Raw genomic sequence first — 22,104 nt, forward strand, 5'->3', positions numbered from 1 at the left:
CCCGCGACCCTCTGGACGGTTGATGTCTGCCCCGATTCCCGATCAGGTCCTGCGGCGGCTGCCCGCCCTCGACGCCGTCCGGGTGATCGGGGCACTTGCCGTGGTGGGACACCATGTCGGCTTCGCCACCGGGCGTAACACCGGCGACGCCGCCGTCGGGGCCTGGCTGTCCCGACTGGACGTGGGCGTCGCGGTCTTCTTCGTCCTCTCCGGGTTCCTGCTGTTCCGGCCGTACGCGCACGCGCGGGCGACGGGCCAGCGGCCCCCGGGCACCGGCCGCTACCTGTGGCGGCGGGCCACCCGCATCCTGCCCGCCTACTGGGTGGCGGTGGTGGTCTGCCTGCTGGTGCTGCCGCAGAACCGGCCGGCCTCGACGGGCGACTGGCTGCGGCACCTCACGCTGACCCAGATCTACCAGCACGGGCAGCTCCGGCACGGGCTCAGCCAGACCTGGAGCCTGGCCACCGAGGTCACGTTCTACCTGCTGCTGCCGGTGCTGGCGGTCCTCCTGCTCGGCCGGCGACGGACACCGGGCCCACCGACGTCGGTCCACCCGGACGGGGTGCTGCGGATCGCGCTGGCCGCGACGGCGGTGACCGGGGGCTGGGTGGCGTTGATGGGGGCGGGCGTGCTCAGCCTCGGCCTGCACACCATGTGGCTGCCCTCGTACGCCGGCTGGTTCGGGGCCGGGATGGCCCTGGCCGGCGCGCAGGTCGCGCTGCGCACCGGCCGGGGCGGGCGCTGGCGCTTCCTGGACGACCTGGGCCGGGCCCCGCTGGCCTGCTGGACGATCGCCCTGGGCGCGCTGGCCGTCGCCACCACCCCGGTCACCGGCCCCCGGGACCTGGCCGAGCCGACCGCCGGCCAGTTCGCCACCAAGCTGGTGCTCTACCTGGTCGTCGCGGTGCTGCTGATCGTGCCGGTGGCGTTCGGGCCGCAGACCCGTACCAAGGGCGCCTTCGACAGCATCGTCGGCCGGTGGCTGGGCCGGGTGTCGTACGGGCTGTTCCTCTGGCACCCGTTCGTACTGGAGGGGATCTACCTGCTCGACGGCCGGCCGGAGTTCACCGGTGACCCGCTCGGCACGTTCCTCCTCACCGTCGCCGGTGGGCTGGTCCTCGCGGCGGTCAGCTACTACGCGGTGGAGCGCCCCTTCCAACGTTGGGGTGGGCGGTGGCCGCGTCGGCGCAGCACCAGCGAGAGCCAGAGCAGGGTGGCGGTGGCGACCGCGGCCAACTGAGGCGGCCAGGCGGTGTGCCCGCCCCGGGTCGCCGCCCACCAGCCGGCCACCGCGAAACACGCCACCGGCAGCCAGCGCACGGTCGCCCGGCGCAGCCGGTGCATGCCCCGCCGGTCCGGCGGGTGCAGGTGCGGTTCCAACGCCCGCCCGGCCAGCACCACGGCCACCACCGCCAGCGCCACCCCGACCGCCGCCGGCCCGCCGAACAGCAGCAACGCCGCACCGCCGACGAGCGCGGCGAGCACCCGCCCGCGCCGCCGCCGCGGCACCACCGCCCCCGGGGTACGCCGCGACGGCAGCACCGCCAGCAGGGCCACCCCGGCCAGCAGCACCGCCCCGGCCCCGAGCGCCAGCACGTACCCCCGGTCGGGGGCGAAGCGGAGCGTCACCGTGCCGGCGACGTCGGCCGGGACGAGCCAGCCCTGCTGCCAGCCGTCCACCACGAACGGGGTGAGGGTCCGGCCGTCGGCGGTGGCGACCCAGCCGGCGTTGGCGTTCTCCCGCAACGCCAGCACCCGCTGGCCGGGATAGCTCTCCAGGTGCAGCACCCGGTGGGTGGCCGACCACTCGTCGACGCGCAGCACCGTCCGGGTCGCCCCGGGTTGCCGGGGTCCGGCGGTCACGTCCCCGGCTCCGGTGCCGGCCGTGCCGCTCGTACCGGTGCCGCCGGCCGGGGCCGCCGGTGCCGACGCCCCGCCGGTCGGGGTGAGCGCGAGCCGGGTCGGTACGGTCAGCCGGGTCCCCGCCGCCACCACCCGGTTCTCCCCGGCGGCCAGCCGCAGCGGCGTCTTCGCGGCCGGACCGCAGAGCACCGCCGGCACCTCGCGCAGTTCCACCAGGTCCCGCCGGCTGGCGACCAGCGCGGTCCGGCGCTGCCCACCACCGGCCACGGTCACGGTGGGGCCGGTGCCGCAGGGCAGGGTGACCCGCTCCGCTGCGTCCACCGGGGTGGCCGGGCCGTCCGGCAGCACGGTCAGCTCGCCCACCCCCACCGGCAGGTCCTGCGTCACCCGCCGGTACGGGTCGTACGACGCCACCGGCACCACGTCGGCGATCAGCACGGTCAGGTCGTCGCTGCGCATCGGCCTGTCGAACAGCAGCGTGCCGCCCTCGTCGAGCACCCCGCCGCGCATCCCCTCGTCGCCGAGCACGGTGACCCGCCAGGGGCGGGCCGCCGCCGCACCGGGCGGCAGGGTGATCCGCAGCCCGGTGACGGTGCGCGCCTTCGGCCAGGTCAACCGCAGCCACGGTTGCCGGTCGGCGTCGGCGGCGTACCAGACGGTCGCGGGGTTCCCGTCGACCACCGCGCCGGGACGGGCGCTCGGGTGGGACACGCCGACGGTCGAGGCGGCCACGGTCGGGGTGACCCCGGTGGTGACCGCCGCCGCCCCACCGGGGTCGAGCAGCGCGTTGAGCGCCCCACCGGGTCGGGGTCGGGCCCACAGCGCGACCCGGTGGTCCGCGCCGGCCGGCAACCGCACGGTGCGGTCGATCCGGTCGCTGTCCTCGGAGGCGCGGGCCATCGCCCCGGCGCAGATCGGCCGGCCCTCGTCGAAGACGCACGCCGGGGTGGCCGGGGCGGCGGCGAACACCATCGCGGCCGGCCGGTCGGTGGCCGGTGGGTCCGGCACCACCAGGGTCCGGGCGGCCTCGACCCCGGGGATGACGAGTTCGGCGATGCCCACCCCACCGAAGCCGGCCCGGACGTCGAAGACCTCCTCGACGGTGACCCGGACGAACCGGGTGGGGTAGCCGTCGGGCAGGGTCACCTCGACGGTCTGCCCGGCGGTCTGCACGGTGGTCTGCTGCCGGCCGGCGGTCACGGTGATCCTGGTCGGCAGCGAGTCGGCCCCGGTGTCGAAGGTGATCCGCAGTTGCCGGACGACCTGCGGCCGGTCCAGCTCCACCTCGAACCACTGCCCCGGCGCGCGGGTCCCCGGGGCGGACCGCCAGGACGTGCTCAGGTCGCCGTCGACCGCCGCGTACGGCTGGTGTTCGGGACGTCCACCGCCCAGCGGCTGCGCCTGCGACCAGGAACTGGACGCGGTCACCCCGCCGATGCCGAGGTAACGCACCACCGTGGACTGCCCGTCGGCCCAGTCCGGCAGGTAGTCCCGGGCCGGGGCGTCGAGCTGGGGGCGGTCCCGGGCGGTCATGGTGGCCGAGGCGTTGTCGTGCTGCTGCCCGAAGGCCACCTCCCGGCGGCGCAACCCGTCGGTGAGCGTCACCGACGACGCGTCCAGTCCGGCCGGGCGGTCCCCGGCGAGCACGGTCGGCGCGGCGGAGAGCCGGCCGGCGGCGGCCAGCGGCAGCAGCGACTCGGGGCCGCCGACGACAGTGGTCAGGTCGGCGGCGTCGTACGCGACGACCCGGTCCACGTCGCGGCGGACCTCGTACACCTCCAGGGCCCGGACCCCGACGTCCAGTCCCCGGTCGACGACGTTGCCGGGCAGCCGACCCCCGCCGACCTCGGGGCCGAACCCGCGCACCGGCTCGATGCCTGGGGAACGCAGCAGCGCCTGCCGGACCACCACCGGCCGGACGGCCCCGCTGTGGCCGTAGTCGAGGTCGGAGCGCAGCAGCAGGTACTTCACCCCGGAGCGGGCGAGCAGGTCGGCGAGGCCGGCGGAACCCTGCCCGTCGGCCAGCGCCGACTCGACGGTGTCCAGCATCCGGATGGTGCCGGGCGGGGTGAGCGGCACCGAGCTGCGCACCGCCCACGGCCGGTCGGACAACGGCTGGGTGATCTCGTCGCTGGGGCTGCCCCACAGGTAGCGGGGGAACCGGGCGGCGGGCACCACCAGCACCCGGTCGTCGCCGACGGCCCGGTCCAGCCAGGCCGACGCCTCCCGCCAGTAGCCGGGCACCCCGGTGAAGCTGCCCTGGGCGGCGAGCCCACCGCCCAGCGCGGGCGTGGCCATCGCGGCGACCGCGACCAGGGCGGTGCCGGTGACCAGGCCGGCGCGCAGCCGGACCGGTTGCAGCGCCCGGGGCAGCACGGCGGCCAGCTCCGGCCGGTCGCCGGTGCGGGCGGCCCGCAGCACCAGCCCGACCAGGTGGGCCAGGCCGAGGATGAGCGGCAGCCGGAGCACCACGTCGAACTTGTGCACGTTGCGCAGCGGCGCACCGGCCGCGTCGAGGAAGGTCCGCTGGGTCTGCGCGCCGAAGCCGTCGAGCTGACCGAGGTGGCCCAGCCCGACCAGGGCCAGCCCGACCAGCAGGCCGGTGACCAGGAACCGCCGGTGCGGCATGCCCCGGCGGGCCAGCCCGGCGATACCCAGCCCGGCCGCCACCAGGGTGGCGACCACCAGGGGACGTTCGGTGGCGAGCCGCCAGCCCGCCGTCCACGGCGGCCCGTACGCGCCGGTGAGGTAGGCGTGCCAGTGCGAGGCGCCGCGCAGCACGGTGGTGGTGTCGGTGGGGGTGGTGGTCACCGGCGCGGTCTCGATGTAGTCGAGGAAGGGCGGGCTGTACCGGCCGAGCAGCAGCAGCGGCACCAGCCACCAGGCGGTCGCCGCGCCCACCGCCAGCCCCCAGGCGACCAGCGCCTTCACCCGGAGCCGGAACGGGTGCAGGCCGAGCAGCCAGAGCGCGGCCAGCGGCACCACGGCCAGCACGGCTGTCGCGTTGACCCCACCGGCGCAGGCCACCACGAGGGCCGACCGGGTGACCGCCCGGCGCACCGGCGCACCGTCGGCCAGCCCGACCAGCGGGACGAGCACCCACGGGGCGAGCGCGCTGGGCCACGCCTCCACCGAGATCGGGCCGAGTTCGGTGAGCAGCCGGGGGGAGAGCGCGAAGGCGGCCCCGGCGAGCAGCCGGGCCCACGGGGTGCCGACGTGCAGCCGCTCGGCGAGCCGGACCACGCCGACGCAGGCCACGGTCAGCAGCAGCGCCCACCACAGCCGCTGCACCACCCACGCCGGTACGGCGAGCAGCTTGCCGAGCAGGAAGAACGGCCCCATCGGCCAGAGGTAGCCGTACGCCTGATTCTGCAACTGCCCGAAGGTGCCGTCCGGGTCCCAGACGTGCAGGGCCCGGGTCAGCCATCCGGCCGGATCGATCGCCAGGTCGACCTTGGTGTCGATGGCGATCAGCCCGGGGTCCTGGAGGAACGCCAGTGCCGACAAAGCCAGACACACCGCCACCAAGCGCGCACGCCACACCGTGCTCGATGTGTCGTCCGGCCCCTCGGCCGCCCCCGGACGGCCCGGCGACTGCTGCATCTCGCCTCCGATCGGGCATTGCGACGTGCGTGACGCAGCCCATAGTGTGACGCGAACGCGAAGACTACTCGGCAGTAGGAGTTGAGTGTTGGACGCACCCGCTGCCGCCACCACCAGGCACGTTCTGTTCCTCAACTGGCGGGACACCCGCAATCCGGAGGGCGGTGGCTCGGAGGTCTACGTCGAGCGGATCGCCGGCGAACTGGTCCGCCGCGGCCACCGGGCCACCCTGTTCTGCGCCACCCATCCCGCCGGCACCGCCGAGGAGACCACCCCCGACGGCGTACGCGTGCTGCGGCGCGGCGGTCGGCACACCGTCTACCTCCGGGCGGCGCTTGCGTACCTGGCCGGAGCGCTCGGCTTCGGCCCGCTGAGCCGCCGCCGGGGCGGTCGACCCGACCTGATCGTCGACGTCGGCAACGGGCTGCCCTTCCTCTCCGCCCTCTACGCCCGCCGGCCGGTCATCGCGCTGGTGCACCACGTGCACCGGGAGCAGTGGCCGGTGGTGCTCGGCCCGGGCCTGGCCCGGTTCGGCTGGTGGGTGGAGTCCTGGCTCGCCCCCCGGGTCTACCGCCGCTGCCGGTACGTCACCGTCTCCGCCGCCACCCGCGACGAGCTGGCCACCCTCGGCATCGACCCGGCCCGGGTCGACATCGTGCACAACGGCACCCCGGACATGACCGTCGGCCCGGTGCCCCGCTCGGCGGAACCGTCGCTGGTGGTGCTCGGCCGGCTGGTCCCGCACAAGCAGGTCGAGGTGGCGCTGGCCACCCTCGCCGCGCTCGCCGACGAACTGCCCGGCCTCACCCTGACCGTGGCCGGACAGGGCTGGTGGGAGGAGCAACTGCGGCACACCACCGCCGAACTGGGCCTCACCGACCGGGTCCGGTTCACCGGCTTCGTCTCCGACGCCGACAAGCGGCACCTGCTCGCCTCGGCCTGGGTGGCGCTCACCCCGTCGCTCAAGGAGGGCTGGGGGCTCACCATCGTCGAGGCCGGCGCGGTCGGCACCCCGACGGTCGCCTTCCGGGGCGCGGGCGGGGTCGAGGAATCCCTGGTCGACGGCGAGACCGGCCTGCTCGCCGAGGACGTCGACGACTTCGTGGCCAAGGTGCGGCGGCTACTGACCGACCACGACCACCGGGCCACCATGGGCGCGGCGGCCCGCGCCCACGCCGCCCGGTTCACCTGGCCGGTCTCGGGCGAAAAATTCGCGGCCCTCGTGACGAGGGCCGCGAACGGTCCGGCGGGGACGCCGGTCGAGCGGTCGGGGCCGGCGGACACACCGGCGCAGCGGTCGGAGCAGACAGGACGGTCAGGGTCGACGGTGCCGGCGGGGCCACCGGCCGGGCAGGTGGAACGGTCCTACCTGGTGCCGTAGACCAGCGGCTGGTTGGCACCACCGTTGCCGCCGCCGGACTCGGTGCGGGCGGCCTGCTCGGCCTTCGCCGCCTCGGCCGCCGACGTGCCGGTCAGGCTGGTGGCCAACGCCACCGTGCCGAAGGCACCCAGAGCGATCGCGGCCACCGCGACCAGAACCAACGAGAGAGCACTGCGCATGGTGCTGTATTCCTCCTCGTGAGCTGCGTGCGCGGCACGTTACCACCAAGTAGCCAACGCCGGGAGAGCCGCGCAGACGATCAACCACCGACCCCGCAGGCAGCAGGAACAGCCGGCGACCGCCCGGTCACCGGCCGGCAGGATTCTCGTACAGGATCAGGTCGGTCCCGGCGTACACCTCGCGCAACCCGGCCAGCGTCGCCGGGTCCACCCGCCGGCCGCCGACGGTCCGCTGCACCACCACCCACCGCACCCCGGTCGCGGCGACCGGGCCACCCGCGGCGAGCACCCGGCCCACCTCGGCGGCCCGCGGGTTCTCCCCCCGCACCTCCGTCGTCCCCACCCACAGCGTGTCGTCCACCAGCACGTCGGCGTCGACGTAGCGGGGCAGCGGGTCCAGCACCGTCCGACCGTCGTTCCACGGGTACGCCCGGTAGGCCCCGAACGGCAGCGACAGCACCTCCCCCGACCGGCCGTCCAACCGCCGGGCCACCGCGTCCCAGTCCGCCGGGTACGCCACCGGACGCAGCCGGCCCGCCGCACCGAACGCCAGGTCGGGCAACACCACCACGGGCAGCAGCAGCACGGCGGCGAGCACCGCACCGGCCCCACCCGGCGCACCCCGGGCGGCGACCCGGTCGGCCAGCCGCTCCGCCCCCAGCGCGGCGGCCAGCGCCAGCAGCAGCGCGTACGGGACCAGGAACTTCTGCCCGTCGCGCAGCACCCCGGCCCCGGGCACCGTCGCCACCAACCAGCCCAGCGCGGCCGACCCGCCCGGCAGCGCCCCGGCCAGGGCGGCCAGGAAACCGGCCCCGGCCAACCCGACGAGCCGGTCCGCCGCCCCGGCCGGCCACCGGCCACGCAACTCCCGCAGGCCGTACCCCGCCAGCACCAGCAGGGCCACCGTCGCCACCGGCGTCAACGGCGACGCACGGCTCGCCGGCACGGTCTGCCCGTTCCAGATCCCACCGGTGCCGGCCAACGCGCCGACCACCCCGCTCCAGTTCTCCGCCCGCGCCGCGAACGCTGCCACCCCGGCCGGGTCGGTCCGGGCGTCGGCCGCGCTGAACCCGGCGACCACCAGCCACGGCAGGTTCAGCAGCAGCAACGCGCCGACGGCCAGCGCGGTCGTCCGGGCGGCACCCCGTCGGGCGACCAGCACGGCGACCGTGACCAGGGCGACCAGGCCACCCGTCGGGGTGACCACGGCCGGCAGTGCGACCAGCACCAACCGGCGCAGCCCACCCGGCCGGTGCACCCGGATCGCGGCGTCGACCAGCCAGGGCAGCGCCCCGTACGCCAGCAGCAGCCCCCAGTGCCCGATCAGCAGCCGCTCCGCCAGGTACGGCGTCCACGCGTACCCGACCGCGGCGACCACCCGGACCACCGGCCGACCGGCGGGCACCAGCCGACCGGCCCCGATCGCGGCGAGCAGCAGCACCCCGGCCAGCACCAGCCGTTGCAGCAGCCACCCCGGCACCGCCTGGCTGGCCAGCGACACCAGCGCGTCCAGCGGCACCGCCCGGGGCAGCGAGTCGACCGGGGCGACCAGTTCGGCCCGCCACGGCTGCCGGGGCACGAAGACCATGTCGTAACTGAGCACGTAGCCGGGCGCGGCCAGCGGGGCCAGCACCAGCGCGGTGACGGCCAGCCCGGTGGCGACGAGGATCGGCCTCTCCCGCAGGGCTTGACCTCCTCACTAGGCTGACCCGGCGATCGGCGCCGGCGTGGCGACACTGTACTTGCGCTGCTGGCGACGGGCGGAGCCGACGACCCGGGACGATCGCGGGCGGGGCAGCGGAGCACCGGCGGGGCCGGCGACACGGAGCGGTGATGGGCACAGCATCGGACGGCGCGCACGGCCGGCGACCCGGGGTCGTCGACGAAGGACCCGAGGCTCCCGACGGGCACCGCCGGCGATCCGGCGACGTCCCGGGCCGGGGTTCGGGGAACGGGCCGAGTGGGGGTCCGGGCGGCGGGCCGGGTCGGGCGACGGGCATCGGCGTCGCCGGGGTGGCCGTCACCCTGGCCGGGGTCTTCGTCAACGGGCTCGCGTACGTGGTGCCGGTCCTCGGTGCCCGGCACCTCGCGCCGGCCGAGCTGAGCGCGCTGGCCACCCTGCTGGCGCTCGGCGCGATCGGCGGCGTGGCCGGCACCGGCCTGCAGATCGCGGTGGCCGTACACCGGGCCCGGCACGGTCGGGCCGGCACCGCCCGCCCCACCCTGCTGACCGTGGCGGTGACCGCCGCGCTGCTGGCCGTGACGTTGCCGGTAGCCGCCGTCGGGCTGCGGTTGACCGGCCCGGCGGTGCTGCTGCTCGGGGTGCTGACCGTGGCGGTGGTGGCCGCCGGCCGGTGGCTCGGTGAACTCCAGGGCGACCAGCGTTTCCTGCGGCTGGCCGGCGGGATGGCGTTGCTCGCCGCCGGCCGGTACGGCGGCATGATCGCCGGGCTGGCGCTCGGTGGCGGGTTGACCGGCGCGCTGCTGGCCGGGGCGGTCACCTCCGTGCTGGTGCTGGCGCTGCTGGTCCGGCTCAACCGGGGGGCCGGCCTCGACCCGGTCGCCCCGACCCTGGCCACCCGGACGGTGCTCACCGCCAGCGGGGCGACCCTGGCGATGCTCGTCGTGTCGTACGCCGACCTGCTGCTGGCCCGCCGGTTCCTGCCCCCGGACGCCTCCGGCACGTACGCGGTCGGCACGGTGCTCACCAAGGGCGCGTTGTGGGCCCCCCAGGTGGTGACGGTCATCGCGCTGCCCCGGCTGGCCCGGGGCGACCGGGGCACCCTGCGGGCCGCGCTGTTGCTGGTCGGGGCGGCCGGCGCGGCGCTGGTGCTCGCCGCGACCCTGGCCGGTGGCCTGGCCTTCGGGTTGGCCGGCGGCCCGGAGTACACCCGCCACGGCGGTCTCGCCCCGCTGTTCGCCGCCACCGGGGCGCTGTACGCGCTGGTCTTCGTGCTGATCAACGCGCGGGTCGCGGCGGCGGCCCGGTGGCCCTCGGCACCACTGTGGATCTCCACGGCGGGTTTCCTGGCCGCGACCGCCACGGTGGTGCCGCACACCGTCGCCGGTATCGCCGGTGCCGCCCTGGCCACGGCGGCGGTCACCGCCCTCGTCACCGGCGCGCTGACGGTCCGTCGCGGGCCGGACGCACCGGCCACGCCCACCCGGTCGACGGCTACCGCCCCCGCCGTTGATCGTGACACCCTACGGGTCGGTGACCAGTAGACGGGGGTTCTGGTGGCGGAGGTCGACCCGGGCCGGGAGCCGGTCGGCGTCCGCCGGCCGGCCCGTTGGCTGCTCGTCGTCTGGCTGGTCGGGCTGCTCGCCGCCGTACCCACCGCGACGCCGCAGCCGCCCCGACCCGACGGCGGGACGACCGCCGCCCGGCTGACCGCCGCCTTCGACGACTACGGCGACACCTCCGGCCGGTGGAACGGCGCCGACCGGACGGCCTCGGTACGGCTGCCCGACGGCCGGCTGCTCTGGCTGTTCTCCGACACCTTCCTCGGCCCGGTGCACCCCGACGGCTCCCGCCCCCGCAGCGCGCCGTTCGTGCACAACTCGGCAGTGGTGCAGCAGGGCGACCAGCTCACCGCGACGCTGCACGGCGGCACCGCCGACGACCCACGCGACCTGATCCCCGCGACGACGCCCGGCGAGTTCTCCTGGATCGGCGACGCCACCGTCGCCGGCGACACCCTCCAGGTGCTGGTCCACCGCTACCGGCGTACCGGTGCCAGCCCGCTGGACCACGCCCTGCTCGGCACCGCCCTGGCCACCTTCGCGCTGCCCGCGCTCACCCCCACCGGGGTCCGCCCGCTGCCCCTGGACCCCCGGGTCTCCTGGGGCTCCGAGCTGCTCCGCGACGGCGACCACACCTACGTGTACGGCACCGAGGCCGCCGGTGAGGCGAAGTTCGCCCACCTGGCCCGGGTGGCCGGCGACGATCTGACCGGCAGGTGGGAGTTCTGGACCGGCGACGGCTGGTCCCCCGACGACCGCACCTCGGCCCGGCTGCTGAGCGGCGTCGGCACCGCCTACGGCGTGCAGCGGGTCGACGGCCGGTACGTGCTGGTCACCCAGGAGAACAACCTGGTGTTCAGCGGCGACCTGGTGGCCTATTCGGCCGATGCCCCGACCGGCCCGTTCACCGGCCCCGACTACCTGCACCGGGCCCCGGAGACGGCCGCCGGCCACCTGGTCTACGACGTCGACCTGCACCCGGAGCTGGCCCGTCCCGGCCGGCTGCTGTTCTCCTACAACGTCAACGACGTCGACGACGCGGTCACCTACGCCGACGCGGGCCTCTACCGGCCGCGTTTCGTCGAGGTGCCGTGGCCCCGCCGCCGCCCCGACCCGGCCGAGCTGCCCCCGCCACCGGCGGCGGTGACCGCCCGTCCGGGCGGCGCCGGCACCGCCGAGCTGGACTGGCCGCCGGTACGCGCCGACGACGAGCTGCGCTACCAGGTACACCGGCGGGACGTCACCGCCGGCCAGACCCACTTCGTGCGGATCGGCGAACCGGTCGACGCGCCCCGCTTCACTGCCGACTTCCTGGTCAACGGGCACGACTACGAGTTCCGGGTGAGCGCCGTGGGCCGGCGCGGCGAGGGTCCGCCCTCACCGGCCGGCCGGGTCACCGCCACGGTGCCGCCCCCACCGCCGCCGGGCGGCCTGCGGGCGGTGCCGGGCCGGGCCGGTGACGTCGCGTTGAGCTGGCAACCGGTGCCCTTCGTCCAGCTCTACCGGGTGTACCGGCACGACCTGGACACCGGGGAACGCGGCACGGTCGGCACCTTCACCGGCACCACCGCCACCGTCGCGTTCCTACGGCACGCGCACCGTTACGAGTTCACCGTGGTCGCGGTAGGCGGCGGCGGGGACAGCCCGCCGTCGGCCCCGGTCCGGGTCACCGCGCTGGTCACCCCGCCCGCGCCGCCGTCGGGTCTGGTCGCCGCCGGGCAGCCCGACGGCACCGTCCGGCTGGCCTGGCACACCCTCGGTCCGGGCTTCTCCTACCGGGTGTACCGGCGCGACCTGACCACCGGCACCCGGGAGTACGGCCCACCCGCCGTGGAGGCCACCGCCGGGCACCTCGCCCGGCACCTGGAACACGGCCACGAGTACGAGTTCACGGCCAGCGCGGTGAACGGCGGCGGCGAGGGGGCCCGGTCCACGCCGGTGCGGGCCCACGCCCGGTTCACCGCACCCGGCGACGCCCCACGGGCGCTACGCGCCGAGGCCGGTGTCGGCAGCGTCGAGCTGACCTGGGTCTCGTCGGTGCCGGACGGCTGGCACCGGGTCCACCGGCGCGACGTCACCGCCGGGGAACGCGACTTCACCGCCGAGGAGATCCCCACCCGGGGCACCCGGGCCGTCGTGCCGGGACTACGCAACGGACACGAGTACGAGTTCACGGTGGCCGCGGTGAACCAGGCCGGTGCGGGACCGCGCAGCACGCCGGTACGGGCCACCCCGCAGTTGCCCACCCCCACCGGGCTCGTCGTGACCGCCGTCGGCACCGGTGAGGCCCGACTGACCTGGCGACCGGCCGGGCCGGGGTTCGCCTACCGGGTGCAGTGGCGCGACGCCACCGCCGGGGAGCGGTGGCGCGCCGACCCGTACCCGGTGCGGGACACCCGGCACACGGCGGTGCTGCTGACCCGTGGGCACGACTACCAGTTCCGGGTCGCCGTGACCGACGGACGCGACGACGGCCCACCGACCCCGGCGGTCGGCGTCCGCATCCGCTGACCACCGCCGGTCGACCACGGTCCCTGTGCCGCCGACCACAGCCGCCGGACGTCCATCCGGACACCGTGCCACGAACGCCCATACACCGTGTGACCGGCCGCGACACGCGGCGGTGAGGATGGCCGGACGCACGCTGTCGGCTGGCCGTCCGGTTGGCTACCGTAGGTGTCCCTGGGGGCCCGCAACCCCCCACGTGGTACGTCCGATCGAGGTGGCTGTGACCCTGTACGGCGACAAACCGGTCTCCGACGACCGCCCCACGGTGCAGGTAACCGCGGTGAGCTGGCCGTCCGAGGACGAACCCCCACCGGCCGGTGGGGCCGCAGGTCCCGGCGCCGGGCCGGGGCCGTGGTGGCGGCGCGGCCGGGTGCTGCTCACCGGCGGGGTGACCGCCGCGGTGCTGGCCGGGGTGGTCGGCGCGGGCGCCTGGGCGTACGCCGGGGACGTGCCGCGCGGCACCAACGTGCTCGGCACCGAGCTGGGTGGCCGCAGCCGGGCCGACGCGGCCAGGGAACTGCGGGCCGAGTTGGAGAAGCGGGCCGCGACGCTCGACGCGCCGCTGACCGTGGTGGTGGGCGAGAACCGGGCGGAGATCAAGCCCGCCGACGTCGGCCTGGCGGTGGACGTGGACGCCACCGTCGCCGCCGCCACCGACGCGCAGGCGCACCCGGTGGACCGGCTGTTCGGTTCCCGGTCGGTCGACCCGGTGGTGACTGTCGACGCCGCCAAGCTGGACGCGGCGCTGCGGCAGATCCTCGGCGAACAAGGCCGGGACATGACCCTGCCGGCGATCATCTTCACCGGCACCACGCCGAAGCCGGTCTACCCGAAGCCGAGCCTGACGCTGGACCCGGAGCAGTCCGCCCGGGTGGTCCGCGCGGGCTGGCTGGCCGGCCAGCCGGTGACGGTGCCGGTGGTGGAGAAGAACCCGGTGACCACCCGGGAGGAGGTGGACCGGATGATCGCCGAACTGGCGAAGCCGGCCGTCGCCGCACCGGTGACGATCACCTCCAGCAAGGGCTCGGTGAGCGTCCCGCCCACCGCGATCGCCCGCGCGTTGCGCTTCTCGGCCGACGACGAGGGGAAGCTGACGCCGAAGGTCGACGTGAAGCGGCTCCGGTCGGCGCTGGGCAGCAAGCTGGCCGCGATCGAGTCGACGCCCAGGGACGCCGGGCTGACCATCTCGGGCGGTAAGCCGAAGGTGGTGCCGGGCCGGGCCGGCCAGCAGCTCGACTCGGCGGCGCTGAGCCGGGACCTGCTGGCGGTGCTGCCGAAGCCGGACGGCCGGACGGTCACCGGGCAGCTCACGGAGGCCGAGCCGGAGCTGACCGAGGCGAAGCTCGCCGAGTTGGGCATCAAGGAGCGGGTCTCCACCTTCTCCACGAAGTTCCCCGGTGGGCTCTCCTCGCCGCGTAGCCAGAACATCATCCAGGCGGCGAAGGACGTGGACGGCACCATCGTCAAGCCCGGGGAGACGTTCTCGCTCAACGGGCACACCGGCGAGCGCGGCTACGCCCAGGGCTACAAGGACGCTCCGGTGATCCTCGGCGGCAAACTGGTGCCCGGGGTGGGTGGCGGCGTCTCCCAGTTCACCACCACGCTCTTCAACGCCAGTTACTACGCCGGCCTCCAGGACGTCGAGCACAAGCCGCACTCGTTCTACTTCAGCCGCTACCCGGCGGTGATCGAGTCGACGATCTTCTGGCCGGACCTGGACTTCAAGTTCCGCAACAACACGCCGTACGGGGTCCTGATCGACACCGCGTACACCTCGAACACGATCACCGTGTCGATGTGGAGCACCAAGATCTACGACAGCGTGAAGACGGAGTACGGCCCGCGCCGCAACATCACCTCGCCGAGGACGGTCTACCTGGAGCCCGGCCCGAGTTGCATCGCCGCCGCCGGCAGCACCGGCTTCACCCAGGACGCCTTCCGCGTGATCAAGAAGGACGGCAAGGTCGTCAAGCGGGAGAAGTTCAGCTGGACGTACGACCCCGAGCCCAACTTCGTCTGCGGTCCCAAGCCCTGACCCAGGCTCCTACCCGAGCGGGTCGAGGACACCGACCCCGGACACGACCGAGCCCCGCCGGCTGATCAGCCGGCGGGGCTCGCTGTCTCCCGGTACCCGGTGCTGCCGGACATCCGGGCCGGCTCGGCACGTGGTGCTCCCGGCTCGTGGAGTCGCTGCGGTGGTGGGTGGCGGGTGGCGGTGGTGCCACCCGGCCGCGACCCGCCGACGTGGCACGAGGTCAGGGGCGGGCTTCGGCGAGGCCCTGCCGGACGCCGTCGGCGTCCCGGTCGGTGCCGTACACGGGGGTGTCGGGCTGCTGCCGCCAGCTCTCGTCGAGGGTGCCCGCGTCGACCGGGTCGAAGCCGAGCGCGTCGACGAGCTGCATCACGAGCTGCTTGGCGTCGGCGTCGTCCCCGGCCACCGGCAGCGCGATCCGGTCACCGGAGCCGGCCGGCTTGCCGTGGTCCATCAGGTGCGCCGCCTGGATGTTGTTGAACGTCTTCACCACCCGGGCGCCCTTGAGGTGGTCGGCGGTCCACCGGCTGGAGCTGAGGCTACGGTCGAGCAGCTCGGCGATGTCGCCGTCGCGCTGCGGGTAGTAGTTGTTGGCGTCGACCACGATCTTGCCGTCGAACGGCTGCACCGGCAGGGCGGGCACGGCGAACAGCGGGATCGCCACCACGACCAGCTCGGCGTCCTGGACGGCCTGCTCCACGGTGCCGGCGGTCGCGCCGCTCTCCTGCGCCAGCTCGGTGAGGCTCTCCGGCCCTCGCGAGTTGGCGACTGTCACGTCGTGCCCGAGGGCGCTCAGCCGCCGCGTGAGGGTGCCCCCGATGTGCCCCGAACCAATGATTCCGATCTTCATGGCCACTCCTGCCTCCGCCGGTCCCGACGGTCAGTTCCGGTCGTACGGTCAGCAGGTACCCCGACAGGTCCGCTCCGATCGTGGACGGGGCGTGCAGCACGTCACGTCGTCACGGACCCGGGCGCGGGGCCCCGGGAGTCAGGTCCCGCATCGACGGTACGAGGTCACGGACGTCGTCCGGGCCGGATTCACCGAACGTTGCCCGCCTGTCTCCGGCGCGGGGCGGGGCGGCCCGGGGGCACCTTGACGTCGCCGGGGCGTCGGCGCCGCGAAGGGACCGGGGCCGATCTCCGTCCGGCTGCCTATCGCCGACATCGGGGATGTAGGGGTATTCCGTGTCGGGATGGCCGTTTCTTCGCCCCATCAGCCCTGACGCCGGGCCTCGGCCTGGCGCGAGGGGTCTCGGAGGGTGAGGGCCAAGGGCGGGGCTTTTCGTGTCGGGCTGCCTATCGCCGACATCGGGGGTGTAGGGGTATCCCGTGTCGGGATAGCCGCTTCTTCCGCCCACCAGCCGTTGACCCTCGGGCCCTTGACCCTCGGGCCCCTAATCCTTGGGCCCTTGGCGTGGGACGAGGATTTCTGGGGCGAGACGTCCCGGAGGGTATGACCTTTCCGCCTTCGGTGGTGGGCCTTTCCTACCGGTGGCGTGGGCCAGTTCCGGGGGGGATGTGGTGTGGAATGCAGTTGAGGCCAACCCCGGGTGGGGTTGGCCTCAACTGAAAGGTTGTCCGGCGGTGTCCTACTCTCCCACACCCTCCCGAGTGCAGTACCATCGGCGCTGGAGGGCTTAGCTTCCGGGTTCGGAATGTGACCGGGCGTTTCCCCTCCGCCATGACCGCCGTAACACTATGAACATATCAAACAACACACACACCCACAAAAACCACTACCACCGTGGGGGGTTGTTTGGTGTTTGTTCAGAGTTGCACAGTGGACGCGTAGCAGCCTTGTTATCAAGTCCTCGGCCTATTAGTACCGGTCAACTCAACCCGTTACCGAGCTTACATTTCCGGCCTATCAACCCAGTCGTCTAGCTGGGGGCCTTACCCCCACAAAGTGGGGTGGGATACCTCATCTTGAAGCAGGCTTCCCGCTTAGATGCTTTCAGCGGTTATCCCTTCCGAACGTAGCTAACCAGCCGTGCCCCTGGCGGGACAACTGGCACACCAGAGGTTCGTCCGTCCCGGTCCTCTCGTACTAGGGACAGCCCTTCTCAAGTATCCTACGCGCACGGCGGATAGGGACCGAACTGTCTCACGACGTTCTAAACCCAGCTCGCGTACCGCTTTAATGGGCGAACAGCCCAACCCTTGGGACCTGCTACAGCCCCAGGATGCGACGAGCCGACATCGAGGTGCCAAACCATCCCGTCGATATGGACTCTTGGGGAAGATCAGCCTGTTATCCCCGGGGTACCTTTTATCCGTTGAGCGACACCGCTTCCACACGCAAGTGCCGGATCACTAGTCCCGACTTTCGTCCCTGCTCGACCTGTCAGTCTCACAGTCAAGCTCCCTTGTGCACTTGCACTCAACACCTGATTGCCAACCAGGCTGAGGGAACCTTTGGGCGCCTCCGTTACCCTTTAGGAGGCAACCGCCCCAGTTAAACTACCCACCAGACACTGTCCCTGAACCGGATAACGGTCCGAAGTTAGATACCCAAATCAACCAGAGTGGTATTTCAAGATTGCCTCCACCCATACTGGCGTACAGGTTTCACCGGCTCCCACCTATCCTACACAAGTCCATTCAGATACCAATGTCAAGCTATAGTAAAGGTCCCGGGGTCTTTCCGTCCTGCCGCGCGTAACGAGCATCTTTACTCGTACTGCAATTTCGCCGGGCCTGTGGTTGAGACAGTGGGGAAGTCGTTACGCCATTCGTGCAGGTCGGAACTTACCCGACAAGGAATTTCGCTACCTTAGGATGGTTATAGTTACCACCGCCGTTTACTGGCGCTTAAGTTCTCCGCTTCGCCCCCGAAAGAGCTAACAGGTCCCCTTAACGTTCCAGCACCGGGCAGGCGTCAGTCCATATACATCGAATTACTTCTTCGCATGGACCTGTGTTTTTAGTAAACAGTCGCTTCCCCCTGCTCTCTGCGGCCATACAACGCTCCACCCGCACGGGGCTTCACGTCTCCGGCCCCCCTTCTCCCTAAGTTACGGGGGCAATTTGCCGAGTTCCTTAACCACAGTTCGCCCGATCGCCTCGGTATTCTCTACCTGACCACCTGTGTCGGTTTGGGGTACGGGCCGCTCGAAACTCGCTAGAGGCTTTTCTCGGCAGCATAGGATCACTGACTTCACCTGAATCGGCTCGGCATCACGTCTCAGCCTCCATGCGGTGCGGATTTACCTACACCACGGCCTACACGCTTACCCCGGCACAACCACCGGCCGGGCTCAGCTACCTTCCTGCGTCACCCCATCGCTTGACTACTACCCGCCAGGTTCCCACGCTCCCCAACCTCAACCCGAAGGTCTTGGCTGGTTCGGGTGGTTAGCACAACGAGGTTCATCAGGGACGCTCCTTCGCGGGTACGGGAATATCAACCCGTTGTCCATCGACTACGCCTCTCGGCCTCGCCTTAGGTCCCGACTCACCCAGGGCGGATTAGCCTGGCCCTGGAACCCTTGGTCATCCGGCGGAAGGGTTTCTCACCCTTCTTTCGCTACTCATGCCTGCATTCTCACTCGTGCCGCGTCCACAACTGGGTCACCCCGCTGCTTCACCCCCGGCACGACGCTCCCCTACCCATCCACACACCTGCACGCACCATCAAGGGTACGCGTGGTTAAAATGTGAATGCCACAGCTTCGGCGGTGTGCTTGAGCCCCGCTACATTGTCGGCGCGGAACCACTTGACCAGTGAGCTATTACGCACTCTTTAAAGGGTGGCTGCTTCTAAGCCAACCTCCTGGTTGTCTATGCGACCCCACATCCTTTTCCACTTAGCACACGCTTAGGGGCCTTAGCTGGTGATCTGGGCTGTTTCCCTCTCGACTACGAAGCTTATCCCCCGCAGTCTCACTGCCGCGCTCTCACTTACCGGCATTCGGAGTTTGGCTGATTTCGGTAAGCTTGTAGGCCCCCTAGACCATCCAGTGCTCTACCTCCGGCAAGAAACACACGACGCTGCACCTAAATGCATTTCGGGGAGAACCAGCTATCACGGAGTTTGATTGGCCTTTCACCCCTAACCACAGGTCATCCCCCAACTTTTCAACGTTGGTGGGTTCGGCCCTCCACGCGGTCTTACCCGCGCTTCAGCCTGCCCATGGCTAGATCACTCCGCTTCGGGTCTAGAACATGCGACTCAAACGCCCTCTTCAGACTCGCTTTCGCTACGGCTCCCCCACACGGGTTAACCTCGCCACATGCCACTAACTCGCAGGCTCATTCTTCAAAAGGCACGCCGTCACCCCGCAAGGCTCCGACGGATTGTAGGCGAACGGTTTCAGGTACTATTTCACTCCCCTCCCGGGGTACTTTTCACCATTCCCTCACGGTACTCGTCCGCTATCGGTCACCAGGAAGTATTTAGGCTTACCAGGTGGTCCTGGCAGATTCACGGCAGATTTCAGGAGTCCGCCGCTACTCGGGAACACCCACAGAAGATCAGCAACTTTCACCTACCGGACTCTCACCGACTACGGTTGGCTTTTCCACACCATTCGGCTAGCCACTGACTTTATAACTCCTCGAACAAGTGTCAGCTTGTTCAGCAGGGTCCCACAACCCCGACCACGCAACCCCTGACAGGTATCACACGCAACCGGTTTAGCCTCAATCCGCTTTCGCTCGCCACTACTCACGGAATCACTAAATTGTTTTCTCTTCCTACGGGTACTGAGATGTTTCACTTCCCCGCGTTCCCCCCACACACCCTATGTGTTCAGGTGCGGGTGACACCACATGACTGGTGCCAGGTTTCCCCATTCGGACACCCTGGGATCACAGCTTGGTTGACAGCTCCCCCAGGCCTATCGCGGCCTCCCACGTCCTTCATCGGCTCCTGGTGCCAAGGCATCCACCGTTCGCCCTTGACAACTTGACCACAAAGATGCTCGCGTCCACTGTGCAATTCTCAACAAACAACCAACCCACAACCCCAAAGCCCCACACCAGCAACCCCACCCCGCCCACAAGCAGAGACAGAATCCGGTATGCGAGACCAGGCCATGCCTGGCAACCTCCAGCAGGCTCCCGCCCACCACAAGGCACTGAAACAACAACCTGAGGTTGTTCCTTCAGGACCCAACAGGGTGCTATACGCCCCCAACCAGCCGCACCAGGAGGAACCGTTCCCACCACCGAAGTGGCTGTACTAGGTATCCCGGCCGTTGCCAGAGGAAAGCTCGCCAGTGTCTCCGCCATCTGAGCACCCCACCACCACATTCGGGCAGTGCGGGCTCCATGCCACCTTTCGGTGGATGGTGCTCCTTAGAAAGGAGGTGATCCAGCCGCACCTTCCGGTACGGCTACCTTGTTACGACTTCGTCCCAATCGCCAGCCCCACCTTCGACGGCTCCCTCCACAAGGGTTGGGCCACCGGCTTCGGGTGTTGCCGACTTTCGTGACGTGACGGGCGGTGTGTACAAGGCCCGGGAACGTATTCACCGCAGCGTTGCTGATCTGCGATTACTAGCGACTCCGACTTCACGGGGTCGAGTTGCAGACCCCGATCCGAACTGAGACCGGCTTTTTGGGATTCGCTCCACCTCACGGTATCGCAACCCATTGTACCGGCCATTGTAGCATGCGTGAAGCCCTGGACATAAGGGGCATGATGACTTGACGTCATCCCCACCTTCCTCCGAGTTGACCCCGGCAGTCTTCGATGAGTCCCCGCCATAACGCGCTGGCAACATCGAACGAGGGTTGCGCTCGTTGCGGGACTTAACCCAACATCTCACGACACGAGCTGACGACAGCCATGCACCACCTGTGACCGCCCCCGAAGGACCTCCCATCTCTGGAAGTTTTGCGGCCATGTCAAACCCAGGTAAGGTTCTTCGCGTTGCATCGAATTAATCCGCATGCTCCGCCGCTTGTGCGGGCCCCCGTCAATTCCTTTGAGTTTTAGCCTTGCGGCCGTACTCCCCAGGCGGGGCGCTTAATGCGTTAGCTGCGGCACAGGGAACCGGAGAGGCCCCCCACACCTAGCGCCCAACGTTTACAGCGTGGACTACCAGGGTATCTAATCCTGTTCGCTCCCCACGCTTTCGCTCCTCAGCGTCAGTATCGGCCCAGAGACCCGCCTTCGCCACCGGTGTTCCTCCTGATATCTGCGCATTTCACCGCTACACCAGGAATTCCAGTCTCCCCTACCGAACTCTAGCCTGCCCGTATCGACCGCAGGCTTGGGGTTGAGCCCCAAGTTTTCACGGTCGACGCGACAAGCCGCCTACGAGCTCTTTACGCCCAATAAATCCGGACAACGCTCGCACCCTACGTCTTACCGCGGCTGCTGGCACGTAGTTGGCCGGTGCTTCTTCTGCAGGTACCGTCACTTACGCTTCGTCCCTGCTGAAAGAGGTTTACAACCCGAAGGCCGTCATCCCTCACGCGGCGTCGCTGCATCAGGCTTCCGCCCATTGTGCAATATTCCCCACTGCTGCCTCCCGTAGGAGTCTGGGCCGTGTCTCAGTCCCAGTGTGGCCGGTCGCCCTCTCAGGCCGGCTACCCGTCGTCGCCTTGGTAGGCCATCACCCCACCAACAAGCTGATAGGCCGCGAGCCCATCCCAGGCCGAAAAACTTTCCACCAAACCCCATGCGGGGAAAGGTCATATCCGGTATTAGCCCCCGTTTCCGAGGGTTATCCCAAAGCCTAGGGCAGGTTACTCACGTGTTACTCACCCGTTCGCCGCTCGAGTACCCCGAAGGGCCTTTCCGCTCGACTTGCATGTGTTAAGCACGCCGCCAGCGTTCGTCCTGAGCCAGGATCAAACTCTCCAACAAAAACCTGTTGAACAGCAATCCCGACAACAAACAAATGTTGCCAAAGGAATCCCAACCAACCAAACCCGAAGACTCAGATTCGGCCAGTCCGGGGTATAAAACAATTGGCACTGGCTTTACAAGCACCCTGTTGAGTTCTCAAAGAACAACCACACACCAGCCAAACCACCGCACCAACGGCAACCCGACCGGGGTATTTCGTTCATCGCGCCCTGCGCTCTCGCGCCTGGCACTTTTACTACGTTACCTCACCGTCTTCCCCGTGTCAACCGGTGTGTCCCGGTGTGTCACGCTTCGTACGGCCTTGCTCCGCTGAGCGCACGCAGCGGCCAGCGCTGCGATTGATCATCGGATTTGGCAGAACCGGCCGCTGCGGTCTCCCGCATGCTCGCCCGGTGCTCTGCCGGTCGACAACCTTACCCGGTCGGTTCCGCCCGGCCAAATCCGCCCTACGGCGTTCGGCTGGCCCCGCCCGGAC

General features: G+C 70.8%; 7 protein-coding genes, 3 rRNA genes and 2 pseudogenes. 5 read left to right on the forward strand and 7 right to left on the reverse strand.

The features are described from left to right. Window positions 1–22: 22 nt before the first annotated feature. Complete coding sequence (locus ACN261_RS07435; protein WP_425849114.1) at window positions 23–1,240, forward strand: acyltransferase family protein; 1,218 nt, start codon at window positions 23–25, stop codon at window positions 1,238–1,240. Here the strand turns inward: ACN261_RS07435 and ACN261_RS07440 are convergent. Continuing rightward, window positions 1,135–5,388 carry an alpha-(1->3)-arabinofuranosyltransferase domain-containing protein gene (locus ACN261_RS07440; RefSeq protein WP_425849116.1) on the reverse strand — a complete coding sequence of 1,418 codons (4,254 nt, stop codon included), beginning with the start codon at window positions 5,386–5,388 and terminating at the stop codon, window positions 1,135–1,137. The two genes, ACN261_RS07435 and ACN261_RS07440, sit on opposite strands and share 106 nt — an antisense overlap. Window positions 5,389–5,554: 166 nt before the next feature. Between ACN261_RS07440 and ACN261_RS07445 the strand changes: the two are divergent. Then, window positions 5,555–6,700, forward strand: a pseudogene (locus ACN261_RS07445) (glycosyltransferase family 4 protein); the annotation flags it as partial. A gap of 131 nt (window positions 6,701–6,831) precedes the next feature. On the opposite strand, the gene ACN261_RS07450 reads toward ACN261_RS07445, so the two are convergent. Next, window positions 6,832–7,026 (reverse strand): hypothetical protein, encoded by a 195-nt coding sequence (locus ACN261_RS07450; protein ID WP_145922205.1) that lies wholly within the window; start codon window positions 7,024–7,026, stop codon window positions 6,832–6,834. Window positions 7,027–7,162: 136 nt separating this feature from the next. Next, window positions 7,163–8,659: pseudogene (locus ACN261_RS07455) on the reverse strand (hypothetical protein); the annotation flags it as partial. 200 nt (window positions 8,660–8,859) lie between these two features. On the opposite strand from ACN261_RS07455, the gene ACN261_RS07460 reads away from it, so the two are divergent. The 3 genes from ACN261_RS07460 to ACN261_RS07470 all read left to right on the forward strand — a co-directional run bounded on the left by ACN261_RS07460 (window position 8,860) and on the right by ACN261_RS07470 (window position 14,812). Then, window positions 8,860–10,251, forward strand: a complete 1,392-nt coding sequence (locus ACN261_RS07460; RefSeq protein WP_421484569.1) for a polysaccharide biosynthesis protein — start codon at window positions 8,860–8,862, stop codon at window positions 10,249–10,251. A 12-nt stretch (window positions 10,252–10,263) separates the two neighbouring features. Beyond that, window positions 10,264–12,780 (forward strand): DUF5005 domain-containing protein, encoded by a 2,517-nt coding sequence (locus ACN261_RS07465; RefSeq protein WP_425849120.1) that lies wholly within the window; start codon window positions 10,264–10,266, stop codon window positions 12,778–12,780. A gap of 211 nt (window positions 12,781–12,991) precedes the next feature. Continuing rightward, the gene (locus ACN261_RS07470) at window positions 12,992–14,812 is read left to right on the forward strand and encodes a VanW family protein (RefSeq protein WP_425849122.1); all 1,821 of its coding nucleotides are present in this window, start codon (window positions 12,992–12,994) and stop codon (window positions 14,810–14,812) included. Between the two features lie 220 nt (window positions 14,813–15,032). Here ACN261_RS07470 and ACN261_RS07475 read toward each other — a convergent pair whose 3' ends face one another. The 4 genes from ACN261_RS07475 to ACN261_RS07490 all read right to left on the reverse strand — a co-directional run bounded on the left by ACN261_RS07475 (window position 15,033) and on the right by ACN261_RS07490 (window position 21,626). After that, window positions 15,033–15,659, reverse strand: coding sequence for an NADPH-dependent F420 reductase (locus ACN261_RS07475; RefSeq protein ID WP_421484572.1), 627 nt, complete (start codon window positions 15,657–15,659; stop codon window positions 15,033–15,035). Window positions 15,660–16,385: 726 nt separating this feature from the next. Beyond that, window positions 16,386–16,502, reverse strand: a 5S ribosomal RNA gene (rrf, locus tag ACN261_RS07480). Window positions 16,503–16,608: 106 nt separating this feature from the next. After that, a 23S ribosomal RNA gene (locus tag ACN261_RS07485) occupies window positions 16,609–19,721 on the reverse strand. Between the two features lie 390 nt (window positions 19,722–20,111). Continuing rightward, window positions 20,112–21,626: ribosomal RNA gene (locus tag ACN261_RS07490) — 16S ribosomal RNA — on the reverse strand. The 16S, 23S and 5S rRNA genes sit together here, the layout of an rRNA operon. Window positions 21,627–22,104 lie beyond the last annotated feature (478 nt).

The organism is Micromonospora sp. WMMD723 (genome assembly GCF_049863385.1).
Classification (GTDB): domain Bacteria; phylum Actinomycetota; class Actinomycetes; order Mycobacteriales; family Micromonosporaceae; genus Micromonospora; species Micromonospora wenchangensis.